Origin of the sequence: Vreelandella subterranea (assembly GCF_900111305.1) — a bacterium.
Taxonomy (GTDB): domain Bacteria; phylum Pseudomonadota; class Gammaproteobacteria; order Pseudomonadales; family Halomonadaceae; genus Vreelandella; species Vreelandella subterranea.
This window is the reverse complement of sequence record NZ_FOGS01000008.1, coordinates 121,025-144,702: the sequence shown is the minus strand read 5'-3', so window position 1 is coordinate 144,702 and position 23,678 is coordinate 121,025. Positions and strand designations below refer to the sequence as shown.

Annotated in this window: 26 protein-coding genes and 1 tRNA gene; 18 read left to right on the top strand and 9 right to left on the bottom strand. The window is 56.0% G+C overall.

Translation table 11 applies throughout. From position 1 onward, the window contains the following. Window positions 1-8 precede the first annotated feature (8 nt). Genes rnhA through nudC form a run of 3 tightly spaced genes read left to right on the top strand, consistent with a single transcriptional unit; the run spans window position 9 to window position 1,986 of the window. Window positions 9-470, top strand: a complete 462-nt coding sequence (gene rnhA, locus BMX75_RS12860; RefSeq protein ID WP_066317502.1) for a ribonuclease HI — start codon at window positions 9-11, stop codon at window positions 468-470. 9 nt (window positions 471-479) lie between these two features. After that, window positions 480-1,211: a DNA polymerase III subunit epsilon gene (gene dnaQ / locus BMX75_RS12855; RefSeq protein WP_092828532.1), complete on the top strand. Its 732-nt coding sequence runs from the start codon at window positions 480-482 to the stop codon at window positions 1,209-1,211. Beyond that, a complete protein-coding gene (gene nudC / locus BMX75_RS12850; protein ID WP_092828530.1) occupies window positions 1,204-1,986 on the top strand; it encodes an NAD(+) diphosphatase in 783 nt (260 codons plus the stop codon). Before dnaQ ends, nudC begins: the two co-directional genes overlap by 8 nt. A 21-nt stretch (window positions 1,987-2,007) precedes the next feature. Here nudC and BMX75_RS12845 read toward each other — a convergent pair whose 3' ends face one another. Further along, the gene (locus BMX75_RS12845) at window positions 2,008-2,319 is read right to left on the bottom strand and encodes an SCP2 sterol-binding domain-containing protein (RefSeq protein WP_092828528.1); all 312 of its coding nucleotides are present in this window, start codon (window positions 2,317-2,319) and stop codon (window positions 2,008-2,010) included. A gap of 176 nt (window positions 2,320-2,495) precedes the next feature. On the opposite strand from BMX75_RS12845, the gene sohB reads away from it, so the two are divergent. Further along, window positions 2,496-3,527, top strand: a complete 1,032-nt coding sequence (gene sohB / locus BMX75_RS12840; RefSeq protein ID WP_092828526.1) for a protease SohB — start codon at window positions 2,496-2,498, stop codon at window positions 3,525-3,527. Window positions 3,528-3,538: 11 nt separating this feature from the next. Here sohB and BMX75_RS12835 read toward each other — a convergent pair whose 3' ends face one another. Beyond that, window positions 3,539-3,856: an ArsR/SmtB family transcription factor gene (locus tag BMX75_RS12835; RefSeq protein WP_066317489.1), complete on the bottom strand. Its 318-nt coding sequence runs from the start codon at window positions 3,854-3,856 to the stop codon at window positions 3,539-3,541. Between the two features lie 288 nt (window positions 3,857-4,144). Between BMX75_RS12835 and BMX75_RS12830 the strand changes: the two genes are divergently transcribed. The 3 genes from BMX75_RS12830 to BMX75_RS12820 all read left to right on the top strand — a co-directional run bounded on the left by BMX75_RS12830 (window position 4,145) and on the right by BMX75_RS12820 (window position 7,685). Continuing rightward, the gene (locus BMX75_RS12830; protein WP_092828524.1) at window positions 4,145-6,058 is read left to right on the top strand and encodes a propionyl-CoA synthetase; all 1,914 of its coding nucleotides are present in this window, start codon (window positions 4,145-4,147) and stop codon (window positions 6,056-6,058) included. A gap of 124 nt (window positions 6,059-6,182) precedes the next feature. Then, complete coding sequence (locus BMX75_RS12825) at window positions 6,183-6,851, top strand: 7-cyano-7-deazaguanine/7-aminomethyl-7-deazaguanine transporter (protein WP_092828522.1); 669 nt, start codon at window positions 6,183-6,185, stop codon at window positions 6,849-6,851. Window positions 6,852-6,878: 27 nt separating this feature from the next. Further along, window positions 6,879-7,685: an alpha/beta fold hydrolase gene (locus BMX75_RS12820; protein WP_092828520.1), complete on the top strand. Its 807-nt coding sequence runs from the start codon at window positions 6,879-6,881 to the stop codon at window positions 7,683-7,685. Window positions 7,686-7,691: 6 nt separating this feature from the next. Here the strand turns inward: BMX75_RS12820 and BMX75_RS12815 are convergent, their stop codons facing one another. After that, window positions 7,692-8,546, bottom strand: coding sequence for a GIY-YIG nuclease family protein (locus BMX75_RS12815; protein WP_245748545.1), 855 nt, complete (start codon window positions 8,544-8,546; stop codon window positions 7,692-7,694). 38 nt (window positions 8,547-8,584) lie between these two features. Continuing rightward, the gene (locus BMX75_RS12810) at window positions 8,585-9,652 is read right to left on the bottom strand and encodes an ABC transporter substrate-binding protein (protein WP_245748544.1); all 1,068 of its coding nucleotides are present in this window, start codon (window positions 9,650-9,652) and stop codon (window positions 8,585-8,587) included. Window positions 9,653-9,874: 222 nt separating this feature from the next. Here BMX75_RS12810 and BMX75_RS12805 point away from each other — a divergent pair, with 222 nt between their 5' ends. The 4 genes from BMX75_RS12805 to BMX75_RS12790 all read left to right on the top strand — a co-directional run bounded on the left by BMX75_RS12805 (window position 9,875) and on the right by BMX75_RS12790 (window position 14,095). Continuing rightward, the gene (locus tag BMX75_RS12805; RefSeq protein WP_092828516.1) at window positions 9,875-11,581 is read left to right on the top strand and encodes a potassium/proton antiporter; all 1,707 of its coding nucleotides are present in this window, start codon (window positions 9,875-9,877) and stop codon (window positions 11,579-11,581) included. Between the two features lie 48 nt (window positions 11,582-11,629). Next, a tRNA-Ser gene (locus BMX75_RS12800) sits at window positions 11,630-11,720 on the top strand. Between the two features lie 182 nt (window positions 11,721-11,902). Continuing rightward, entirely contained in the window at window positions 11,903-12,562 is a 660-nt protein-coding gene (locus BMX75_RS12795) for a metallophosphoesterase (RefSeq protein ID WP_092828514.1), read from the top strand. Window positions 12,563-13,039: 477 nt separating this feature from the next. Continuing rightward, entirely contained in the window at window positions 13,040-14,095 is a 1,056-nt protein-coding gene (locus BMX75_RS12790; protein ID WP_245748543.1) for a GGDEF domain-containing protein, read from the top strand. Window positions 14,096-14,143: 48 nt separating this feature from the next. Here BMX75_RS12790 and BMX75_RS12785 read toward each other — a convergent pair whose 3' ends face one another. After that, window positions 14,144-15,838, bottom strand: a complete 1,695-nt coding sequence (locus tag BMX75_RS12785; RefSeq protein ID WP_092828510.1) for a putative bifunctional diguanylate cyclase/phosphodiesterase — start codon at window positions 15,836-15,838, stop codon at window positions 14,144-14,146. A gap of 247 nt (window positions 15,839-16,085) precedes the next feature. After that, window positions 16,086-16,829, bottom strand: a complete 744-nt coding sequence (locus tag BMX75_RS12780; RefSeq protein ID WP_092828508.1) for a dienelactone hydrolase family protein — start codon at window positions 16,827-16,829, stop codon at window positions 16,086-16,088. Between the two features lie 283 nt (window positions 16,830-17,112). On the opposite strand from BMX75_RS12780, the gene BMX75_RS12775 reads away from it, so the two are divergent. After that, a complete protein-coding gene (locus BMX75_RS12775; RefSeq protein ID WP_092828643.1) occupies window positions 17,113-17,400 on the top strand; it encodes a sll1863 family stress response protein in 288 nt (95 codons plus the stop codon). 21 nt (window positions 17,401-17,421) lie between these two features. Here the strand turns inward: BMX75_RS12775 and BMX75_RS12770 are convergent, their stop codons facing one another. Both BMX75_RS12770 and BMX75_RS12765 read right to left on the bottom strand, forming a co-directional pair. Further along, the gene (locus BMX75_RS12770) at window positions 17,422-18,618 is read right to left on the bottom strand and encodes a toxic anion resistance protein (protein ID WP_092828506.1); all 1,197 of its coding nucleotides are present in this window, start codon (window positions 18,616-18,618) and stop codon (window positions 17,422-17,424) included. 74 nt (window positions 18,619-18,692) lie between these two features. Further along, the gene (locus BMX75_RS12765; RefSeq protein ID WP_092828504.1) at window positions 18,693-19,634 is read right to left on the bottom strand and encodes a cobyrinic acid a,c-diamide synthase; all 942 of its coding nucleotides are present in this window, start codon (window positions 19,632-19,634) and stop codon (window positions 18,693-18,695) included. A gap of 333 nt (window positions 19,635-19,967) precedes the next feature. On the opposite strand from BMX75_RS12765, the gene BMX75_RS18085 reads away from it, so the two are divergent. The 6 genes from BMX75_RS18085 to BMX75_RS12740 all read left to right on the top strand — a co-directional run bounded on the left by BMX75_RS18085 (window position 19,968) and on the right by BMX75_RS12740 (window position 22,615). After that, window positions 19,968-20,138 carry a hypothetical protein gene (locus BMX75_RS18085; protein ID WP_175474736.1) on the top strand — a complete coding sequence of 57 codons (171 nt, stop codon included), beginning with the start codon at window positions 19,968-19,970 and terminating at the stop codon, window positions 20,136-20,138. Between the two features lie 241 nt (window positions 20,139-20,379). Then, window positions 20,380-21,060: a Bax inhibitor-1/YccA family protein gene (locus BMX75_RS12760; RefSeq protein ID WP_066320603.1), complete on the top strand. Its 681-nt coding sequence runs from the start codon at window positions 20,380-20,382 to the stop codon at window positions 21,058-21,060. A gap of 127 nt (window positions 21,061-21,187) precedes the next feature. After that, complete coding sequence (gene tusD / locus BMX75_RS12755; RefSeq protein WP_066320602.1) at window positions 21,188-21,580, top strand: sulfurtransferase complex subunit TusD; 393 nt, start codon at window positions 21,188-21,190, stop codon at window positions 21,578-21,580. Window positions 21,581-21,588: 8 nt separating this feature from the next. Next, the gene (locus BMX75_RS12750) at window positions 21,589-21,954 is read left to right on the top strand and encodes a DsrE family protein (RefSeq protein ID WP_092828502.1); all 366 of its coding nucleotides are present in this window, start codon (window positions 21,589-21,591) and stop codon (window positions 21,952-21,954) included. A gap of 8 nt (window positions 21,955-21,962) precedes the next feature. Next, the gene (gene tusB, locus BMX75_RS12745; RefSeq protein WP_092828500.1) at window positions 21,963-22,253 is read left to right on the top strand and encodes a sulfurtransferase complex subunit TusB; all 291 of its coding nucleotides are present in this window, start codon (window positions 21,963-21,965) and stop codon (window positions 22,251-22,253) included. Window positions 22,254-22,282: 29 nt separating this feature from the next. Beyond that, window positions 22,283-22,615 carry a TusE/DsrC/DsvC family sulfur relay protein gene (locus tag BMX75_RS12740; protein WP_092828498.1) on the top strand — a complete coding sequence of 111 codons (333 nt, stop codon included), beginning with the start codon at window positions 22,283-22,285 and terminating at the stop codon, window positions 22,613-22,615. A 121-nt stretch (window positions 22,616-22,736) separates the two neighbouring features. Here the strand turns inward: BMX75_RS12740 and BMX75_RS12735 are convergent, their stop codons facing one another. Then, window positions 22,737-23,675, bottom strand: coding sequence for a histone deacetylase family protein (locus BMX75_RS12735; RefSeq protein WP_092828496.1), 939 nt, complete (start codon window positions 23,673-23,675; stop codon window positions 22,737-22,739). Window positions 23,676-23,678 lie beyond the last annotated feature (3 nt).

The following is a 23,678-nucleotide window of genomic DNA, read 5'->3' as shown; positions in this document are numbered from 1 at the left end:
CAGATAACGTGACTGACACTGGCCGGTTACCCCAGGTAACCGTATATACCGATGGCGCCTGCCGCGGGAATCCCGGTCCCGGCGGATGGGGCGTTGTGCTCTCAAGCGGCCAGCATGAGAAAACCCTGTACGGGTATGAAGCACAAACCACCAATAACCGAATGGAATTAATGGCGGCCATCATGGCGCTGCGTACCTTGAATACCCCTTGTCAGGTGGCCATCTGGACGGATTCCCAATACGTTCGTCAGGGTATCACGCAGTGGATTCATAACTGGCGTAAACGCCAGTGGAAAACCGCCGCTAAACAGCCTGTCAAAAATGCCGAGCTGTGGAAGCAGCTTGATGCCGAAGCCCAGCGTCATCAAATTGAGTGGCATTGGATAAAAGGGCATAGCGGCCATCCCGGTAACGAACGAGCCGATGCCCTTGCCAACCAGGCAATCGATGAAGCAGTACAAAACGCATAGGAGGCCATGATGCGCCAAGTCATCCTGGATACGGAAACCACAGGTATTGATCCCAGAGAAGGGCACCGGTTGGTGGAAATCGGTGCCGTGGAAATGGTCAATCGGCGTTTTACCGGCCGTACTTACCACCAATATATCAATCCAGAGCGTCACATCGATGCTGAGGTAGTCGCGGTTCACGGGATTGATGATGCCAAAGTCGCCAATGAACCGGTGTTTGCTCAGGTTGCCGACGAGTTCTGGGCTTTTATCGAAGGGGCCGAGCTGGTCATTCATAACGCGCCCTTCGATGTGGGGTTTATCGATCACGAATTGAAAATGCTGAAGAACCGGGCTCAACCGTTGGGCCCGGTCGGTGATCATTGCCGCATTCTCGACACCCTGGTGATGGCCCGAAAGATGCACCCGGGCCAGCGCAACAGTCTTGATGCACTATGCAAGCGGTACGATATCGATAATGGTCATCGCGTACTGCACGGCGCCCTGCTGGACGCCGAGATACTGGCTGACGTTTATCTGGCCATGACCGGCGGGCAGACGGCGCTCACGCTGGATGCCGAGGTCAATCAAGAACAGCGTAGCGACACGCCGTCCGAGACAGGGCTGTCGGTGCAGCGCATGTCGTTATCGCCCGGGCAGCTTCGGGTCATTGCGCCCAGCCAGGATGAACGGCAAGCGCACTTGGCGAAATGTGAAACGCATCAGCTACGCTGGTTCGAGGATACGCCGGGCAATGCTTAGACGAGAAATACCCCATGAAGCCCGGGAAGGGCGTGTTCTTTACCTTTCTCGCAGTCGTCTTGCGCCCGCTGAGTCGGCGTCAGATGGCAATGCGTCGACCCCTCTCCATCCCTGGCAGCCGTGGACTCAGGATATGCAGCCGCTTTGCTACTGGGATGAGGAGCCTGTTGCGCTGCAATTAGCCGCATCGCCAGGCGAAGGATGGATAGACGGGCGGCAATGGATGGGTGAGTTGCCGACACACTGGTACTCGCTGCTATCCACCGCCCTGCAAGTGGGAGCATGGCTGGAAAATCACCGCTTTTGCGGTCGCTGTGGCGCAGAAGCCACAAAGCTCACCACTGAATTTGCGATGCATTGCCACGCCTGCGGCCACCGTAACTACCCGCGCATTTCGCCCTGCATTATTACCCTGGTGACCAGTGGCGAGGCGATGCTTCTGGCCCGCAGTCCACGCTTCCCGCCTGGCCGCTACTCAACCCTGGCGGGTTTCATAGAGCCGGGAGAATCCGCTGAAGAGGCTGTCCATCGGGAAATTTTTGAAGAGGTAGGTGTCCACGTCAGCCAGCTACGCTATTACCACAGTCAGGCGTGGCCATTTCCGCATTCACTCATGCTGGGCTTTTTTGCCGAAGCGACCACGCGACGGATTCGCATTGACGGGGTGGAAATCAGTGATGCAGCGTGGTTCTCGCCCCGTCAACTGCCGACATTACCGCCGACCTATTCGATCTCGCGCGAGCTGATTGAAACCCATTTGAAACGCTGGCGGTGAAAAGGGCAGGGCGCTGTCGCTTTATTCGCCGGGAAAGAGGCTCGTCAGCTTGGTGGCCAGCATCACATTACCCGTTGCCTTGAGTTTGCCGGTCATGAACGCCGACATCCCATTGATATCACCATTCATGATGCCTTTCAGCGTATCCGTGCTCATGCTCAGGCTAACCGACGGGTCGTCATGCTCGCCCTCTTGTACATCGAGCTTGCCATCCTGGATATCCAGGTAGTGACTGCCCGCGTCCGAAAAATGAAACTGGAAAATCTCATGCATCCCCTGAGCGGCCTGCGGGTCAAATCGGGCTTGCAACTTTTCGAGGGTGTTGGTTGACATAATAGCGTTCCGTTAAAAACGAGATGGAATGGAGTAGCGTGCAACCTGTAGCGTCATCGTACAATTAGCCGCCTTGGGGCGAAAGAGTATTTCAAACATATGTTTCATATCAAGCGGCGTTTTTGATACAGCGATCAACGATGGCTGCTTGATGCACATCAATCAAGGAGATGCATGTGAACGAATGGGTCGTAGAGATAGGTACGTTTATCGTACAAGCCTGCATTGTCGTTGCTGTCATCGGCATTGGCGTTTTGCTTGTCGCACGAGCCAAGTCGGGGGACGAGCGCGATTTGACATTGCACGTAGAACCCTTGCACGAACAGCGCCGTAGCCGGGCGCGCCGCCTGCGCCTCGCCGCAACGCCTGCCGGCATCCGTAAAAAACTACTCAAGACCTTCCGCCGTGAGGACAAGCATCGGCGCAACGAAAAGGGTGAAACTGAAACACCCAATGTGTGGGTATTGACGTTCAAAGGCGATATGAAAGCGTCGGCCACCGAGCACTTTGCCCAGGAAATCTCCGCGCTTATCGAGGTCGCCAAGCCTGACGATGAAGTGGTGATTTGCCTTGAGTCACCCGGCGGGCTGGTTCACGCCTACGGCCTGGCCGCTGCCCAACTCGATCGCCTGAGAGAAGCAGGGCTTACGACCACTGTGTGCGTGGACAAGGTGGCGGCGAGTGGCGGTTACCTGATGGCATGTACCGCGCATCACATCAAAGCGGCACCTTTTGCCGTGCTGGGTTCCATTGGAGTGGTCGCCCAGATTCCCAATATACATCGCTTGCTAAAGCGTCACGATGTCGATGTTGAAATGCTGACGGCGGGTAAATACAAACGCACGCTGACCATGCTGGGAGAGAATACCGACGAAGGGCGTGAAAAATTTCTCGAAGACCTTGAGAACACGCACCGACTGTTCAAGCAATATGTCGGCGAGCGCCGCCCCGACATGGATATCGATGCCTTGGCGACAGGCGAGATCTGGTATGGCAGCGAAGCTTTGGGCCTGAAACTGGTCGATAGTGTCGGCACCAGCGAAGCATATCTGATGGAACGTATCTCAAAAACCCGCGTTTATCGGGTGAAGTTGGAGCCCCCAAAGACAGTTGGCCGCAAGTTTGGCCTGGCGATTGCCAGCGGTGTGGAAAACGCCGTACTCAAAGGGCTAAGCATGCTGGAAGCCACTGGCTGGCAGCGTCGCTAAGCTCGCCTCGTTCAAGCAGCAAAATGATCTGCCAGGGTCGTGATAATGGCCTTGGCGCTATCACTGCTGAGCGAATAATAAATCGTTTGTGATTCCCGCCGAGTATTCACCAACTGGTCGCGACGCAAAATCGCCAGGTGTTGTGAAAGTGCAGACTGGCTAAGTGCCAGTTGCTGGTTGATCTGCGTTACCGAGAGTTCCTTACCCGCAAGCAGACACAGAATCTGCAGCCGTTTTTCATTGGCCAATGCTTTCAACAGGTTGGTTCCCGCTTCGATGGCGTGGCCGTTATGATTAAGCAAGCGCGCAGCACTCTTGGAAGCCGACATGGGTATCTCCTGGTCTACCTCTGGAAGGTAGCGTTGTTATAGGTTGTTGAAGGCATCGCCGCGTTGTAGGGACTAATTATTTAATGATCAGTAATTTAGTGAGGTTTGTCCAAGTTGCTGTTTAACGGTTTATCAATGGTAATAAACACACACTGTCGACAATAAAACCATGCCGAAAACTGTCTGTCGGCGGGTAGCCCATGGTCTTACAGAAAAGCGTTGACTTAGTGCATACAGTGTCAACAATCCTCAAAGCATTTTCCAATCACAAGAATGAAAGGTGTTTTCATGCGCCGCTACCCGCAGATTTACCAGCAATCCATTGAGCAGCCAGAACAGTTTTGGGCCGAACAGGCCAAGCGGATTCCCTGGATGATGCCGCCCAAGACGATAATGACCTACGATGATCAGCAGCATGCGCGGTGGTTTGCCGATGGTGAGATGAACCTTTGCCACGCGGCCCTGGACTACCATGTGGATCAGGGGCGAGGGGAGCAGGCCGCTATTTTCTGGGACTCGCCGGTGACGCAAACCCAGCAAACCATTACCTATCGTCAGTTACTGGAGCGGGTGGCGGCGTTTGCCGGTGGTCTCCAGCAGCTAGGTGTTGAAAAAGGCGACCGGGTGGTCATCTACATGCCGATGATTCCGGAAGCGGTGGTGGCCATGTACGCCTGCGCCCGGCTAGGGGCGATTCATTCGGTTGTATTTGGCGGCTTCGCTCCCCATGAACTGGCCGCGCGTATCGAAGACGCCGCGCCGAAAGTCGTCGTCGCGGCCTCCTGCGGTATCGAGGGAAGCAAGGTCGTGGCCTACAAGCCGATCATCGATGAGGCCCTGGCATTAAGCCCGCATCGGCCTGATGCCTGCATTATCAAAGTCCGCGCGGAGTGTGACGTCGAGTTCAACGAACGGGAATACGACTGGGAAACCCTTGTCAGCCAGGCAACCCCGGCCGAGTGTGTGCCGGTAAAGGGCACCGATCCGCTTTATGTGCTCTATACGTCAGGCACAACGGGGAAGCCCAAAGGCATTGTGCGCGACACCGCTGGTTATGCGGTGGCCCTTGCCTACTCGATGGAGGCGATTTATGCCCTAGCACCGGGGGACGTGTTCTTTACCGCCTCAGATGTTGGCTGGGTCGTCGGCCATTCCTATATTGTTTATGGCCCATTATTACACGGTTGCAGCACGGTTCTTTACGAAGGCAAACCGGTCAAAACGCCCGATGCGGGGAGTTTTTGGCGCCTCATCGAGAAATATAACGTTACCAGTTTCTTCAGTGCGCCCACGGCCTTTCGCGCGATCAAAAAGGAAGATCCGGATGCCCAATGGCTTGCAAAGTACGACATCAGCAGTCTGAAGCACCTTTATGTGGCGGGCGAAAGGCTCGATCCGCCCACCTATCATTGGCTGGACGACTTGCTCGACGTGCCGGTTATCGACCACTGGTGGCAAACCGAAACCGGCTGGCCCATTGCGGCCAACCTGCCGGGTATCGAACCCATGCCCACCAAAGCCGGGTCGGCGACCGTGCCGGTACCGGGTTTTAATGTGCAGGTGCTGAACCGCGATGGCGAGCAAGCCGCCCCCATGGAACAGGGCAGTGTGGTTATCAAACAGCCGATGCCCCCGGGTTGTTTAACCGGGGTTTGGGGAGATCCTAAGCGTTTCCACTCTGCCTACATGGCAGCTTTCCCAGGCTACTACCTGACTGGAGACGGCGGCTTTTTTGATGAGCAGGGCTATCTGTTCATCATGGGGCGCACCGACGATGTGATTAACGTGGCAGGCCACCGGCTTTCTACCGGTGAAATGGAAGAAGTGGTGGGTGGACATCCGTCGGTCGCTGAATGCGCGGTCATTGGTGTCCATGATGATCTTAAAGGGCAGTTGCCTGTTGGCCTGGTGATTCCCAAGGATGGTTACACTGAAGGTGAAGAAGCACTCGAAGCAGCGTTGATTGCTCGGGTACGCGAGCAAATTGGCCCGGTGGCCTGCTTCAAGCAAGTCATTGTCGTCGACCGGCTGCCCAAGACACGCTCCGGAAAAATCTTGCGGAAGTTGTTGCGCAACCTGGCCGATGGCCAGGAGGTGGGCATTCCTTCCACTATTGATGACCCCACCAGCGTCGATGATGTGCATCGCGCCATGTGCGATCATCGGATCGGTCGCGCGAACGAAACGCCACCTCACGCCTAGCCTTTGCTGACCGCCGCCCACTTTTATTGCGGTCGAGAAGGCGTATAATGCGCCTCTCGCCGCACTGGGTGCGCAATGCATTGAGGGTTCCCTAACCCCTCGTTATCACAAAAAGGCCAGCCGCATGTTTGTATTAAACGACACTCAACACCGCCGTTGCCTCGCCGTCATGGTGGCATTTCACATTGGTATCATCGCTGCCAGTAACTATCTGGTTCAGCTTCCGTTCACTTTGTTTGGCTTTCATACCACCTGGGGGGCATTCAGCTTTCCGTTTATCTTTCTGGCCACTGACTTGACCGTCAGGCTGTTTGGCAAGGGGCCCGCCCGTGCCATTGTTCTGCGCGTCATGCTGCCTGCTCTGGTCGTCTCGTATGTGGTCTCCGTGGTGTTTCCGCAGGGAAGTTTCGCAGGCCTGGGGGCATTGAGTGAAGGCAATCTGTTTGTCGCGCGTATCGCGCTGGCAAGCTTTTTGGCCTACGTTATTGGTCAGCTACTGGACGTGCAGGTGTTTGACCGTTTGCGTCAGTGGGTATGGTGGGTCGCGCCGGTGTTTTCTACCGTGCTGGGCAACCTGGCCGATACCTTTGCGTTTTTTTCGGTCGCTTTTTACCAGAGCCCGGATCCCTTCATGGCCACTCACTGGGTGGAAATTGCCGCCGTTGATTACGCCATCAAGCTCGCCATCAGTCTGCTGTTTTTCCTGCCCCTGTATGGCCTGTTGTTGTCCTGGTTGACGCGTCGCCTGGTGGTCTGGACCGATCAGCCCGACGTTGCGCCGCGCACTGCCTAATTTCCCATTAAGTGACGAGGAGCTCCGATGAGTGACGCCCTGCCAATAGATTTGCACTACCTGGACCAGCCCTCGGATGCGCACGCCGATGCGACCCCCATGGTGGTTATCCACGGACTTCTCGGCAGCGCCGATAACTGGCGTTCACAGCTCAAGGTATGGCAGGCCTCACGGCGGGTGATTGCGGTAGATTTGCGCAACCACGGCCGTTCCCCCCATGCCGAGGGAATGAGCTACGCCCAAATGAGCGCCGATGTCGTCGCATTGCTCGACAAGCTCGGACTCTCCCAGGTTCACCTGGTGGGGCATTCCATGGGCGGTAAAGTGGCGATCAGCCTGGCGCGCCAACACCCTGATCGCGTTGCCTCGCTGGTGGTGGCGGACATTGCACCAGTGGCCTACCAACACGGCCATGATGATGTCTTTGCCGCGCTGGAGCGGGTGAGGGAAGGTCAGCCCGCTAATCGCCGCGAAGCGGATGAACTGCTGGCGGAACACGTCGACTCCCGGCCGACGCGGCTGTTTCTAGCCACTAACCTGGTGCGGAGCGAGCAGGGCGGGCTCAAATTGCGCGTTGGGCTGGATTACATTCGCCAGGATTACGAGGCGATCATCGGCTTGCCGTCGGGAGAGGCACCTTACAACGGTCCGACGCTGGTGCTACGCGGCGATGAGTCCCCCTACGTGAGCGACGCCATGTTGCCCGCGCTGCGGGAGGTGCTCCCTACTGCGCGGGTCGTGACGCTCAAACAAGCCGGGCACTGGTTGCATGCCGACCAGCCCGAGGCCTTCCAGCAATCGGTTGACGCATTCTTGGCAGCGCAAATTTCCTAGGCTGGCTCATAGAGGCTTGATGGATAGGCCATGCTCATCAGGTTGACGCAAGAAACGCTGCAGGATGCGATAGCTGTCGATATCGAAGCTGGCCGACGCGGCATCCAGCTTTTTGGCAGCGGCTAGGGTTGCGGCACTTCCCAGGTAGCACCACTGATTTATCACGTGCCAGGCTGCTGCATTGTGCCCCGGGGTTGATTCCTTGATGGCAATACGCCCCGGCCACGGCCAGGTGTTGACCTGTAGGGGCTGCAACGCTGCCTGCGCCCGCTGCGTGTGATCGCTGATCGTTTCGCTCCCGCAACAGGCGCCGCGGCACTTACCTATCTGGCTGCCAAAACAACGGCCTTTACCCGCTTCCAGGCCCAGTACCTGGGAGCAAAGCTGATGCGCCTCGGCAAGCTCACGCAAGGCCTCCTTGGCACTGGAAGCATTACGGTAAAGGCCGAAGAATCCTCCCGCTGTCGGTTGATTAAGCGCCGCGCCGCTGAGCAGCTGTGGTCGTGTTGCCCCCGCGGGCCAATGCCAGGTGGTCAGGTCGCGCTGTTTACGTAATTGACGGTTCATGATCGGTAGCAGCGACTTGACCAATTGGGCTTCACGTAGCTGGGCGCCAAGGTCCCCGGCTGTCTCTTCCCACTCTATATGCTGTATCTGCTCGACCATCCTCATTGCTTTATGGTCGTGGCGGGCCCGCCGAAAATGGTCCCGCACGCGGTCGCGCAGCCGGATACTCTTACCCACGTAAAGCGGTAGCCGGTTATGGCCATAGAAAAGGTACACCCCAGGCCCAGGCGGTAGCTGGCTGAGCATGTCCGGATCAATCCGTGCCGGTCGTTGACGACGCTGGGTGTCATCCAATTGCGTTTGCCGTTTTCATCGGTGATTGACGCCCCTGACTAGAGGGCATGAGGGTCGATGGCGAGGCGCGACACTGGCAAGGGTTCCTCGCTGAGGCCTTGCTGTACAAGAAATTGTTCAAATGCCTGATAGCGGCGATTGTCCACCGCGCCTGGCGACAACGCGATCCGCCTGAGCAGGTCTTGCCAGTTTGCCGTATTGATGGGGTTATCCAGCACCGGTTCGGCACTGATCAGTAATTCCCAGGCGGCATCCGGGTTCTCCAATATCCAATAATGTGCGTCTTCTATGGCCTTCACAATGTGGGACCAGGTCTTGGCACGGCGAGTGGCTCCGTCTCGGTTGGCCAACAGCACCAAGCCGTCGTAGCGGGGAATATCCAGTGCACTGTGACGTATGATTTGCGTGTTGATGCCTTCATCCGCCAGTTGTTCAGGCAATGAATGAAAGGGTGCATCGACGACCGCGTCCACCTGTTTGTCGGCAAAGGCACGCCGAGCGTCAAAATGCAGATTAACCGGGGGGGCGACATTGCCTGCCTGGGTGAGTGCCTTGGGAATCAAGTAAGGAATGAACAGATCACGGCCCTCACGGCTGGTGTAGCCATAGCGCATCCTTGCAAGCTTATCCTTGATGGGGTCCTCAAGCTCACCTGATACGACCACTGCCGTTAGAGGTGTCTCGATCAGCGTTGCGATACGCACGATGGGGGCGCCGTCATGCGCATAGAGATGCAGCGACGGCTGGCGACTCAGGGCAAAGTCGACCTCATCGGCGGCTAATAGCTTCAAGACGACACTTGGGTCTGCCGGTGTTTGAAGCTCAACCTCCATTCCCTGGGCGGTAAACAACCCGCGTTGCTGAGCCACAATCAGCCCTGCGTGCTTGGGGCTCAAAAACCAGTCCAGCATGATGCTGATCTGTTCAAGGGGCGGCGGCTCAAGGGGAGGCGCTGGGGTAACGGCTTTCGTCGGCGCCTCCTGCTGAGGCTCATCTGGCTCGATATTGGGCGTCCACCAGGTGGGCGGTACCTCAACGCTGCTGTTGAGTTCGAGCTGGTTGTCACTGGTCGGGTTTTGAGCATCCGACTCATTTGCGAATGTCATTGAACTTACGAATAATAAAACGACTTTTATAGACAGCAAAACATACCAAGTGCGACACAAACGGGTCAGCATCATCAATCACTCCCAGTAACAGAAAGCAAAGTGTATCTGGCACGCTAATCATCTGACCAGCCTTCAATTACGCCTTGTCAGCCCATGAGGCGCAGTAAATTCAACGCTGGCATGCGATAATGAGCGAGCCTTGAGCAGAGACGGAGAGTCATGGACGCAATCTACACGTTTTTCCTGGTCGGCGGTTCCTTGATGGCGCTCAGCATTCTGGCGAGCCGTCTTTCCTCGATGATGGGGGTTCCGCTGCTCCTGATCTTTCTTGCGCTGGGTATGATCGCCGGTGAAGAAGGACTCCTAGGGCTCCAGTTCGATGATTACTACATGGCTTTCACCATCGGCCATCTAGCCCTGGCGATGATTCTACTGGATGGTGGCCTGCGAACCCGCCTTAAAACCTTCCGCGTCGGCTTCAAACCGGCGCTTTCGCTTGCTACCTTCGGGGTCTTTATCACCAGCGCCATTGTCGGTGGCATTGCCATGCTGGTGTTCGATCTATCGCTCGCTGAGGGGTTGCTGGTCGGGGCCATTGTCGGCTCCACCGACGCTGCCGCGGTTTTTTCAATGCTAAGCGGACGAGGCGTCAACCTCAACGAGCGGGTAGGGGCCACGCTTGAAATCGAATCGGGCACCAACGACCCGATGGCGATTTTCCTGACCTTGATGTTGGTCGAGCTGCTGGTGGGTGACATCGGCGGCCCTGTCGATACGCTACTGTTTTTCATTACCCAATTCGGTATCGGCCTGGTGGTGGGGCTTGGCGGCGGCTGGCTGAGTGCCAAGCTGTTACGCTGGCTGGACCTGGCGCCGGGCCTCTACGCCATGCTAGCGCTTGCCCTGGGCTTCAGTGTCTTTGGCCTTACCAGCGTACTGGGCGGCAGCGGCTTTTTGGCGATCTACCTGGCGGGCCTGATGATTGGCAACCAGCCGGGCCGCCACCTCAATTTTATCCTGCCCGTTCACGATGGTCTGGCATGGCTGAGCCAAATCGGCCTGTTCCTGGTGCTGGGGCTTCTGGTAACGCCCAGCGAGCTCTGGGACGTCGCGCTTCCCGCCTCCCTGGTGGCACTGGCTCTGATTTTCATTGCCCGCCCGCTGGCCGTTTTGATTACCATCAAGCCGTTTTTCAAGTTTCGCTGGCGGGAAACCTGGTTTATCGCCTGGGTAGGCCTGCGCGGCGCGGTGCCGATCGTGCTGGCCATTTTTCCCTTGATCGACGGCGTGGAGAACGCCTCGCTCTACTTCAATGTGGCCTTTGCGGTGGTGCTCATGTCGCTTTTGATCCAGGGCGGCTCGCTGACCGTGATGGCTCGCTGGCTCAAAGTGGAGGTGCCCATAAGGACTACGCCAGACCGACGGGGCCCGCTGGGTATATTGCCGGAAAACGACTACGAGATGTTTGTCTACTCGGTTGAAAACAAAGACCTCGAAGACGTTCCCATCCGGTTACTGCGTTTCCCCTCCGGTGCGCTTATCTCGGCGCTATTCCGCGAACACGCCATGCTGCATCCGAAAGGTAGCACCCGGCTCAAGCTGGGCGATGTCATTTGCGTGATCGGCCGTTCGGAAGACCTGAACGCGCTCAATCGCCTTTTCAACGGTGATTCAAAGCTCAAGCGTGAGCGTGCCTTCTTCGGTACCTTTACGCTGGATGGCAGCGCCCAAATGCAGGACATTGCCCAGGCTTACGGCCTGACACTGAGCCCGGGTGAGAAAGACATGACCCTGGCCGAGTTTGTATCGCTCCGCGTAGGCGGTCACCCTGTGGTGGGTGACGATGTGGACTGGCATGGCATTCATTGGGTAGTCAGCGATATGCAAGGCGGAAAAATTACTCGGGTCGGGCTAAGGCTGTACTAAAGACATTGACTTCCAAGGAAAAGCTGGTAGTATATGCAGCCGTAAGCCGGAGGGATGGCAGAGCGGTTGAATGCACCGGTCTTGAAAACCGGCAAAGGTTAATAGCCTTTCCAGGGTTCGAATCCCTGTCCCTCCGCCACCTTGCTTTAAAGGCCCCGTTATGACGGGGCCTTTTGCGTTTCTAGGTCTTCCGTTTCCTGCTCAATAACCCTTCTGCTAAATGCACCGGTCTTTCACTGTGTCCAAATTGTATCTTAGGCCGTTTAGCAATCTCGCTTCTCGGGGCCTCTGAGCATCCTGCTGCAACCAGGAGCTATCACAATGAGCTTGATTCAAAAACACGGAAAGAACATCGCGGGAAGAGACTTCATCGTCGGCGACCTTCATGGGCAGTACGACTTGCTGATCGAGGCCATGGCTCGTGTGGATTTCGATAAGATAAAGGACCGCCTGTTTTGCGTGGGTGACTTGATCGATCGGGGCGCTGATTCATTGAAGTGCCTGTCGCTTCCCTTCGAGCCCTGGTTTTTCGGCGTGCGCGGTAATCACGAAATGCTAGCGCTGGAGGCTCTTGAGAGGAGTGGAAACGCTGAAAGCCTTTGGATGATCAACGGCGGTACCTGGGCGAGCAAAGAGAATCGGACCGAAGTCCGCCAAATACTCTTCGAGGCGTTGACGTATTTGCCCTATGCGCGCCAGGTGGAAGTGATGGGGCAGCAGGTAGGCATTGTTCATGCTGAGCCGCCCACTGACTGGTCAATGATTGAAGATGCAGGCCCTGCCGAAAAAGAACAAATTGTGTGGGGACGCTCACGCATCAAGCGTATGGACAAAACGCCGGTGACCGGCATTGATGCCGTGGTGGTCGGGCATACGATCATCAAGCAACCGACGTGGCTGGGTAATGTCTTCTACATCGATACCGGCGCCTTCCAAACCGGGCGGCTAACGTTGATCAATGCCAGGGAGGTGTTGGCATGAACTGGTGCGAACATGCTAACGCTGAAAAACGACGATGATCAGCTGGCCGTTAGATTGATATAGGATTTTATGCACAGAAGTTGGGGTTCCCGCCAGTTATGGCTGTGCGCTGCAATACGCAGGTTGAGTAAATAAGCTAAAGTTAATGATGAAATTCCCGACCCCTGAGTTCAAGCCATAAGTGCATCACCTGTGGTATTCATGATGGATGGAAAAACATCAGGGCTTGGGAGCATGAGCTGTTTTCTCAGCTAAAGATTGGGGAAGTGAGTTCCGCTGGCCAATATCTGAAGAAATCATTGTTTTACTCGGGGGGAGTATGGGGCCTTGTCGTCACTAAAAGCGCACTATCAGGTGCATTGGTTGACCGGTCAGTTCTGTGAAAGTGGCAGTGAGTCAATGTATCGCAGGTCCATTGCATCTAGGGTGCGGTTTGAGTCCTGCCTTTACTTGACGGTGGCCGCGTTGATCTTTGGCATGTTTGCCATTTCGGATTACTACCTTCTCGGCATCAACAGAGAATTTTATTTACTGCTCGCTATGCGCACCGGGGTGGTGGGTCTCTGCCTTTTCCTGGCCTTCGTTATCGGGCGCTGGGGCGGCTATTCCAGCAAAGTCTGGTTGCATGCTTTGCCGCTATGGCTACTGGCGACAGGTATCATTTTGATTGTCCCGTTGCGCCCTGAGAGCCTTCCCACTCAGGTAACAGCGGTGGTGGTAGCCACTATGGCTTTTTATCTTTTGATTCCCAACCTGCTGACGGTGGCAACGCTTGCCAGCCTCTATCTGAATATTGGGTTTCTGGCCTTTGCCGGGTTGTTTGCAGAGATTGGCCCCTTGGCAATGCTTCGTATTGCGCTGCTGTTGATTATGGCCAACGTGGTGGGGTTCTGTGCCTTGCTGCGCCTGGAGAGCCTACAGCGCAAGCAGTTTGCGTTGCTTCACGAAGAGCGCGATCAAAATCAGCAGTTGCATGAGGAAATCGCGCACCGCAAATCACTGGAAACGCAGTTGCGTGTAGTGGCCGAGAGGGATGCCCTGACGGGACTCAATAATCGCGGTCATTTCATGAAATTGGCTGAAAAGCTGCTGCAACACTCGCAACGGGAAAAGGTGCCGTTCGGCTTTTTCATGATTGATGTGGACCACTTCAAAGCCATCAACGACACCTGGGGCCATCGTCGTGGGGATTGGGTTCTAACCAAGATTGCAGAGGTCTGTGCGGAATGCCTTCGCCCCACGGATGTGATAGGGCGTTTTGGCGGTGAAGAATTTGTAGTGGCCCTTCCGAATATCAGTCCTGAAGACGCGCAAATGGTGGCAGAAAGACTGAAACAACAGGTCGCGGATCTGCCGTTACAGAAAGAAATGGAAACGCTATGCCCAAGCGTGACGATCGGCATCGCGATAGCGCACACCGAGGACATCGACCTCGAGACCCTGATCTCGCGAGCTGATCAGATGCTTTACAGTGGTAAGCGTAAAGGCAGGAACCGAGTGGTAATGTACGTCAAGGAAGAAGAGGAGGGATGAAAGATAGAAATGCTTGACCCAGTATATCGATTCGTCTAATCACAGGGGTCATGCCGGCCATTTATTCGTCGAGAAATGATTGAAAGCTGGCGAGGCCATACGCTCGCGAAGCACACTTGCCTCCAGCGCCGGGCTCCAGAGAAATCCCTGGCCGAGATCGCAACCGAACTCCGTGAGAAGCTTCGCCTGTTCCTCAGTTTCTATACCTTCAGCGGTGACACTAAGATCAAGGGCATGGCCTGCTTCAATCATTGTAAGCACAAGACGACGTGTCTTGGCATCGTCTTCGAGTAGCCTGATAAATTCCCGGTCGATTTTCAGTCCCGTGACCGGTAGCTTGCGCAGGTAGGCAAAAGAAGCATAGCCCGTGCCGAAATCGTCGATACTCACGGCGATACCTTGATCTCTGAGGCGGTTAAGCCCCCGGATTGTAGACTCCGGTTCCTGCATCAGCCCCGATTCTGTTATTTCGACTTCGAAGTGCTCCGGCGGTACGCCTGATTCACGCAGGCTTTCAATCAAGGCGTCGACCAGACTACCGTTCGTCAGGTTGCGTGGGGTGAGGTTGATACTGACCGGTACCAGCAGTCCGGAACGGGCATATTCAATGCCGGTCTGGATGACGAATAGGCTGAAGGCGTCGATCAAGCTGGTTCTCTCGAGTTTGGGCATGAACATGCCTGGTGGCACTATTTCTCCATCGGGGCGCCGCCAGCGTATCAAGGCTTCCACACCGGCAAGGTGACGGTCGGTCAGTCGCACTTTGGGTTGGTAGTGGAGCTCGAACTCACCGGCATGAAGTCCCTTCTCTGCGCGGGCAATCAGCTCAAGCGAATCTCGATTAGCTGTATCAAAATCCGGCTCGTAGCTCATCATTTGCCGTTCCAGAATCACGGCTTTTTCAAGGGCTACGCGGGCTCGTCGAACGATTTCCAGAGGGTGGCGCGTTACGTCTCTCTCATTATGTCCATGCCCGAACCCAAGCGCCGGCTCGATTCGAACTGGTAAATCATCGACCATGAAGGTTGCCGAGGCGGCAGCATGCAATAAATGAGAAACACGTTCGAGATCTTCATCATTTTTAGAATCAACGATCAGGGCTAACTCTGAAGTGCCGAAACGGTAACTTTTCTGAACCTCGGGGCAAGATTGAGTTAGTTGCTGGCTGACCGTGTCAATAATTCGATCACCTTCTTCAATACCAAATACCTCGACAAACTCACTGTGGTCCGTGGCGCGAATCAGGACGACAGCAATGGGCGTCTTCTTGATAGATTCAGGTGTGATTTGAGCGGCAAGATCTTCAATCAAAGCGGCCTGGTTGGGCAGTCCTGTTGAAGGATCATGTAACACTTTTTTGCGTTGCTCATTGCTCAGGAAATTAATCAACTGGATCAATAATCCGGAGCAGGCTCCAATTGCTACGAACCAGAGAGTGCGTACGCCCCAGGTGGTCATGATCGTATTGAGGCTGTCCATGTTTCCACCAATAACGGGCCCCAGCATCAGCCCTGCGAATAATCCGGTAACCACGCCTCCCACGACACCGTAAATGGCGGCAGCCAGAAAAATAGGCACATACATGAAGTGGGCATTCTCGTTTGGTGTGCCACCGGTAAAGTTAACGAGCAAGGTACCCGCGGATAGCAATATCCCTATGCAGCAAAAAAACACCAGAAAATAGGACTTTGAGGTCTTTCTTTCCCTCATACCCAAAATCCAACTCGATGCCTGTCGTGTCATAAGCCAAAACTTCCTTATCGTTTAATGGTTATTTTCCCGACAGGCCCCATTACGGACAGGTGTTGAGAAATTTACTTTCAGACAAATTGCTACCTTATCAGGTTTTTTATCGACAATAATGCCGAGCGCTCAACCTCCTCCTTGAGCACGTCAACACCTAATTAGAGTGAGGACCGCCTTACTTGATTCAATGGTAGATGCTCTTTCGTTAGTGCGCATACAGTGGGTACGCTGTCGCTCAATTGCATTAATTAAGCGTCTCTTCCAGGAGCAAGGCCAAGCGCTTGTGGTGCAAATCATTGGCGGTTGCATTAAAGGAAGGGGCATCCTTGGCCGTGAAGCCGTGGGCAGCGCCTTTGTAGAGCTCGGTGGTGAAGTGCACGCCAGCAGCGGCTAACGCCGCGTCCATGCGCGCGATCTGCTCCGGGGGCAAAAGTTCGTCTTGGTCCGCATGACCGAAATAGACGCGCCCTTCAATGTCGCCGACTACATGGACGGGGCTGTTAGGGTCGTCTGCTTCTGCCAACCGAGCCGAATGAAAGCCGGCCGCCGCCGCCACGCGGTTGGGGTGTTCAGCCGCCATGCGCAGTGCGAAGGCTCCCGTCATGCAATAGCCAACCACCGCCATCCTGCCGTTCCCGAACTCGGCTGCGTTATCGATGCCGTCTAGAAGGGCAACGAAGTCACGGGATTGTGCCTCGGGTGTGAGATGTTTTGCGTACGCTAATAACGTTGGTCGTACGTCAGGGTCGCGGAAAGATTTGCCCTCCGGCACGACAGCGCCGCTTACATCGCGATAGTAGACGTTGGGCATCAATACGGCATAGCCATTGCTGGCGATTTGCTGGGCTTTCTCGTGATAGCAGGGGCGCAGACCGCCGATATCCGTGAACAGAATAACCGCCGGAAAGGGGCCTTTGGCGTTCCCGGGCGTGAAGATATGAGCATCGATGGTACCGTCGGCGGCGGGAATTTCGATAGCACGCGACATGAACAAACTCCGGCTTGTTGATAGTGAGGGATCATCGTCACAAACGAGTATTACACAGATAAATCCAGCCGAAGAAGGGCCTGCACTCTTCGTCACATGGCGCCATCGGCCAACAACTCCTATGTTGTCGGAAAGGGGATCAATGGAGGCACTTACCCACCCAAGCCTGAGGAGCTATCAGCGAGCGAAAAGGGGCGAACCTAAGCCCCTTTCGACGATCAAAAGATTCCAGCAAACCGGAGATAGCATTTTCCGGATCCATTACCGCAAGGGGAGGATGGCCATGAGCCAACGCGATGAATTTATCGAGGAAATGAAAGCCAAGCTCGACGAGTGGAATGCTGAGATCGACAAGCTAACTGCTCAGGCCCGCCAGGCCAGTGACGATGCCAGGGTCAAGTACCAGGAGGATATCGAGCAACTCAAGAAACGCCAGGCGGAGACTCAGCAAAGGCTTGAGGAACTGCGCCATGCCAGCGAAGAGGCCTGGGATACCGTCCGCCAGGGCATGGACGATTCCTGGGAATTGATGCGCAAGGCTTTCCGGGATGCTTCCTCGCGTTTCAAGTAGCCGTTATAGGGCGCGGCCCCATCAGGTGGCGGCCGGGCCGTCCTTCGGTTGCGCCTCATTACCTTCTCGTAGACGTTCGATAGACGCGCTTCCCTGCTTTGACAAAGCGGCGAGGCGGTCTATTTGCTCATCCAGGCGGGGCAGCGCTTCCTGACGATAGGTTGAAAGGTCGTCGATTGCGCCCATCACCTCGCCAAACGCTTCCTCGAGCACCTGCATGTCGAGCATCGCCGAGGAGGCCCGCTTCTGGATGTCCACGCCTTGCTGGCGTAGCGCCTTGGCGGTACCGCCGATCATCTGGGATGTGGTGGCGTTGAGGGATTCGATACGATCCAGTACCAGACGCTGATTGGCCATCGCCATGGCGACCGTCACTGCCACAGTGAGGGCCGAGACCGTCACGTTGATGGCCCTGTCCACGCCACGCATCAATTCCCGGTTGTTGCGGATGATGACTTCCAGCGCCAGTACACCCTGCTGGCTCACCGCCAACTGCTGCTGAAGATCGACAATGCGTTGACGAAGCGGAAAGAGCAGTTCTTCTTCGATAAATTGACGCCGCGGATCATGCGTGTCGCGCTCGGCAACATCATCCTTAAGGCGTTGGTCGATCAAACGGCCCAGCGCGATCTGGCGGTTGAGCTCGCTGAGGATGTCATTGAGCGCCTTCTGGTCATCGCTCAAGGTCAGGTTGTCACGATGCAGCATATCGCGACCACCTTCCAGGTCCTCGATGATCGCGTCCAGGGCCTGCTGGGCATTCTCGAACTTGCGAAAGTAGCGCTGCAGGCGACTGTCGACGCCGGGAATGATCGCCATCACGCGGTCCAGTGCACTGGGCGCCAGGCGATGACGGGCGGGGTCGAGACCTTCCATGCGGCCTCGCAGGTCGCTCAGTGCCTTGGCAACCGGCCCGCCTTCGTCGCCCTGGTGGGCCAGCTTGCGAAGCGGTGTTTGCAGCATGGCGCTGCGATGGGCAGCCTGCTGCTGAAGTTCCAGGCCCATTTCGTCCACGGCACGGCGCTGGCGAACCGCCGACGCTTCGTCACCCTCGCCAAGAATGTCCTCTATAAAACGGTCAGCCATGGACGTGAGCTCGGGGTCAATGTCCTGCCTTTCAGGCTCAAGCGACTCGTCCTGATGCGCCCCCAATTGGCTGGCAATCTCGTCCACGGGTGGCAATGAGAGGCGAGGTTGGTCATCCGATGGCTGAGTCATGGGCGTCTCCAGAGGATAAAAACTGAGTGATCAAGAAGCGTCGTGAACACTTTACTGTATCAATGGCTGCCGGATCAGTCTTTGCGTGCATAACGATCGGCGCCTTCGACGAAGCGGCGCAGATCTTCCAGCGCTTTTTCGGTGGTAACGGACGCTTGAGGTCGCGTTGTTTCGATGCGTGCCATGGAAACGGCGGTATCGTCGAGCACGGTAAGTGCCGATTCAATTCGGGCGGAAAGCTCATTGAGCCGGTGTTCGGTCTCCACCAGCAGGTCGAGGCGACGGACCAGGGCGGTACGCTCCTCGTCGCTTAGCCGATTGCCATCCCGTTCCAGCCGACCGCGGACGTATTGACCATCCACGCTGACCACGCCGCGAGCCTGGGAGGCCATGGTCGTCAGTGTATCCACCGCGCCGAGACACACCTGAGTAACCAGCCCACGGGAGCGCTCAAAGGCCAGCTCACCCGTGTGGAAGCGACCGCTCAGGACATCCATGACATGACGGTAGCGGCTATAGAGACGGTCCGCGAGAATCGCCAGGTCAGGGCGTTTGACATCCACCAGGCTCTGTTTGGCCCGGCACATGGCCAACACAAGATCGTCGGCGCCCTCGGGTGGCCTTGCCGGATCGAGCACCGATACGCCAGCCTCATAGGCCTTGCGCTCTTCCTGGGCTCGGCGCCGTTGCGCTTCGGCGATACTTTGAGCCTCGCGGCGACGTTCACGGCGGCGAGCAAGCCATCCGCGCAGCGTTCGCTCTATGGGCAGTGCCGCCGGGATGGCCACGATGCCCGCCAACCAGCCGAGCAGGCTGGGGCTGAAACCACCCCAAAGGGAGGTCAGCCATAGCAGCATGCTGATGAACGGGATGACCAGACAATAGCGGAAGACGACCTGCAGCCGCCCTTGTGTTGCCACCGGGAGCGCTATGCCAGGGTTGTACAGGCCGATCAGTAACCAGGGCAGGCAGGTCATGAAGAGGCCATAGGAAAATCCCTGCAGGAATCCCAACATTGATGCGATTATCCTTCAAAAATTGAATGATTAGAGTAACCGAGCCAGGTCGATAAACACCAGCAACGAGCCCTCTGACAATTTTTTGTGTTCTCCAGTCATTACCTTCCAATGTGCGCTTGAGTTTCATTACCAAGGGGGCACCAGGGGTTTATTGAAGGCCCCTGGTCACCCCGGCTATTATCTGGCAAGGTCCTTGCCAGCTAGGCTGATGGCTATCCTGGCAAGTTCCGAACACCGAGCAAGCTACGCGTAAAATAACGATTGTATTGGTACGGCGTTGCACTAATATGCAGCTATAAGGCTCATTGGGAGCCCTTATGGAAAGCCGCCATGCTCAAAGGCCTGATTATCTGTTTTGCTGTGCTGTTTGCACAATTAGCGGTACTGCATGTGATTGATGCGCGCCTCTACAATGTCCCTCAGGACGCACGTCAAACCGCGGTTACCAACAACACGCCCTTGAAAGACGATGAGGAAGACGTACCAAGCCAGGCGGGCTAATCAGTACGTTCATGGCAGGCTCGGCTCCGAAAGGTTAAAGGAGGTGTTGTGCGGCCAATAAATACCGACTTCGTAGTTTACAACGGCGATTTCCGGTTCAACGCTAACGCTTGCTAAAATGATACAGGATTGAATATCCAATCACGAAAGGCGAAGAGCGTGTAACACAAAGACTTGCGTCTGGAACTTGGGAACGGCATGCTGGTCAATTGTTTGATAGATCATTACGGAGCATGAACACATGAGTTACAACGACTCACATATTGCGCAATCAGCCTCTGGCGGTGTCGCCAATTCGGTTAGCACCAACAAAGTGCTGCGTAACACCTACGCGTTGCTGGCGATGACGCTGCTTTTCTCTGCGGTCACCGCAGGCGCCTCGGTCGCAATGGGCGTTCAGCAACTGAACATCTTCGTGTTCTTCATTGGTGCCTATGGGTTGATGTTCCTGGTCCATAAAACGGCCAACTCAGCGCTAGGGCTGCTGTCTACGTTTGCCTTTACGGGCTTTATGGGCTTCACCCTGGGGCCGATACTGTCCGCCTACCTGGCATTGCCCAATGGCGGCGCCTTGATCATGAATGCCCTGGCCATGACCGGCATCACCTTCATCGGTCTTTCAGCCGTCGCCCTGATAACCAAGAAAGATTTTGGCTTCCTGGCCAATTTCATGGTGGCCGGTGCGATCGTGCTGGTGCTCGCAATGGTGGCGGCGTTGATTTTCAACATTCCCGCGCTGTCGCTAATGGTGTCGGCTGGCTTCGTGCTCTTTTCTTCAGCGGCCATTCTTTACCAGACCAGTGAAATCATCCATCGCCAGGGTGAGACGAACTATATTCTGGCGACCATCACGCTCTTCGTCTCTATCTACAACCTGTTTATCAGCCTGCTGTCGCTGCTGGGCTTCATGAGCAACGATTAACCCATCTGGCGTTACGCAGAGCAGTAAGTCTCAACAGGCCCTATCATTAGGGTCTGTTTTTTTATTATGTGCGCGATATCATTTGCCACACCACGATAGGTTACCCACACCACGATAGGTAAGGGCAATGGATTACGGACTGTTAGTCATGGGAGCCCCCTATAGCCAACCGGCGCCTCATTCGGCGCTCAGGTTTGCCCATGCGGTGCTGGCAAGGGGGCATCGGCTCGTTGGCGTTTTCTTCTATCACGACGGTGTTCATAATGCGTCAATGCTAATGACCCCGCCGCAGGACGAGCTGAACCTGCGCGACGCCTGGAAGGCGCTTCATAAAGAGCACGATGTAGCCCTGGATGTATGTATCGCTGCTGCGCTGAGGCGTGGTGTCATCAGTCAATCTGAAGCATCCCGCCATGGCCATGATGCCTTCAACCTGGAAGCGCCCTTCGAGTTGACCGGGCTTGGCCAGTTGCTGACGCTGCAACAGCGCTGCGACCGTTTGATTACCTTTGCCAGTTGAGGCCGCCCATGCGTGAATCAGAAGACCTGCTGGTGATCATTCGTCATGCCCCCCATGATTCGAACTGGCTGCGTGAGGGACTAGACGCCGCTCTGGTTGGCGCCGCCTTTGGACAATCCGTCAGGCTGCTGTTCATGGGGCAGGGTGCGTTGGCATTGTGCAGGGAACAGCAGGCCGGCGCCCCGGGGCAGAAGGCCAGTCTGCCGACCATCGACATGCTCGAGATGTATGATATCGATCAGTTGAATGTCCCCCAGCGAGTGCTCGATGACCTGAAGCTGCCTCTCGAAGCGCTTGTCGATGGTGTAACACCGCTCAGTGAGAGGCAGGTCAAAGCATTATTTAGCCAAAACCGCCCGATCCTCAACTTCTAGGGTGTTTCATGATCCTGCATATTTTGACAACCCCACCCACGAGCGAGGTCCCCCGGCAGGTCGAGCAGGCCATTCAGGCGGGGGATACGCTGTTGCTGACCGAGGCAGGCGTGACGGCGACGCTTGACCCGGATCTACACTGCTGGACGCAGAATGACTACGCGGTATTTTTGCTTGAAGAAGACCTCGTCGCCAGAGGGCTCTCAAGCATCGCGGCAACCCATGGGTTGTCAACGGTGGATATGGACGGGTTCGTAGCGTTGACCGAGCAACATCTACAGTCGGTCACCTGGTATTGAACAGCTGATAGGCAACAGTGAGTACACTGATGGAGAACACCGAAGCTAACGTAACGCTGGATCTGGATCCAGAAGGGTATCTCGTCGACATGAGTGACTGGTCGGAAGCGGTGGCGACCCAGTTGGCAGACGATGAAGGTATCGAATTGACGTCCGAGCACTGGGAAATCATCCACTTGGCGCGCGGTTTCTATCGCCGTTACGAAATGGCACCGGCGATGCGGCCGCTCGTCAAGGCCACTCAGCAGGCGCTGGGTAGTGACAAAGGCCGTTCGATTTATCTGATGCGGCTCTTTCCTGGCAGTACCGCCAAGGTGGTAGCGCGCATTGCGGGACTTCCCAAGCCCACCAACTGTCTTTGAGACTTTTCCGGCTTTGAGACTTTTCGGGCATTATATCGGTTTAGCTCGGGCCTTCCCCGCGTGCACTGACAGACAGCGCCACGGTGGCCCTTGCTTGTGGAATCGATACGTGGCCCTGTGGTTAGCCCAAAGCAAAGGGCAAGCCTAGCAAGGCTCTCAGATGGGCTTCCACGCCACTTGCCAGCGAGGTCGGGTTATACCCACCCTCTAACGAGGAAACCAGGCGGTTATCGGCATACAGGGTGGCAATTTCCATCGCCATGTGCGTGACCCAGTAGAAGTCCTCGTCTGCCAGACACACATCGCCCATGGGGTCATCACGGTGGGCATCGAACCCAGCGGATATCATCACCAGATCAGGCTTGAAGCGGTGCAGCGCCGGTAGCCATTGGCTCTCAATCAGGCGACGGAATTCGGCGCCTTGCGTGCCGACTTCCAGGGGCGTATTGACCACGTTTTGCCATTCGCTACGTAAATATCGCCATGGGTAGAAGGGATACTGGAAGCTGGTACAGATCAGCACATCGGGGTCATTCTTGAAAATATCGATCGTGCCGTTGCACTGGTGGACGTCAAAATCCAGGATGGCAATACGCTGGGCACCGTAACGTTCCCTTGCATAGGCCGCGCCGACGGCAATGTTGTTGTAAAAGCAAAACCCCATCGCCTCGGCGGCTTCGGCATGATGCCCGGGCGGGCGAACTGCGCAAAATACGTTATCGGCTTGGCGCTTGAAGACCTGGTCGACCCCTTTGACCACCGCACCGGCAGCAAAACGAGCCGCTTTCAGGCTGTCCGGGTTCATCAAGGTGTCGCCATCAAGCGATACGATGCCTTGCTCGGGCAGGCATTTGCTAAGGGCGTCAAGATGACGCGTGGCGTGCACCCGGTTGAGTGCCGCGTCATCCGCTTCCTTGGCATCGGCCTGCATGGTTTGCTGTAATAATCCCGATAATGCTAGACGCGCTCGAATCGCTTCCAGTCGCTGAGGGTTTTCAGGATGTTCCGGCCCCATATGATGCAATGAACAGTCGGGGTGGGTAAGGTAGGCAGTGATCATTCA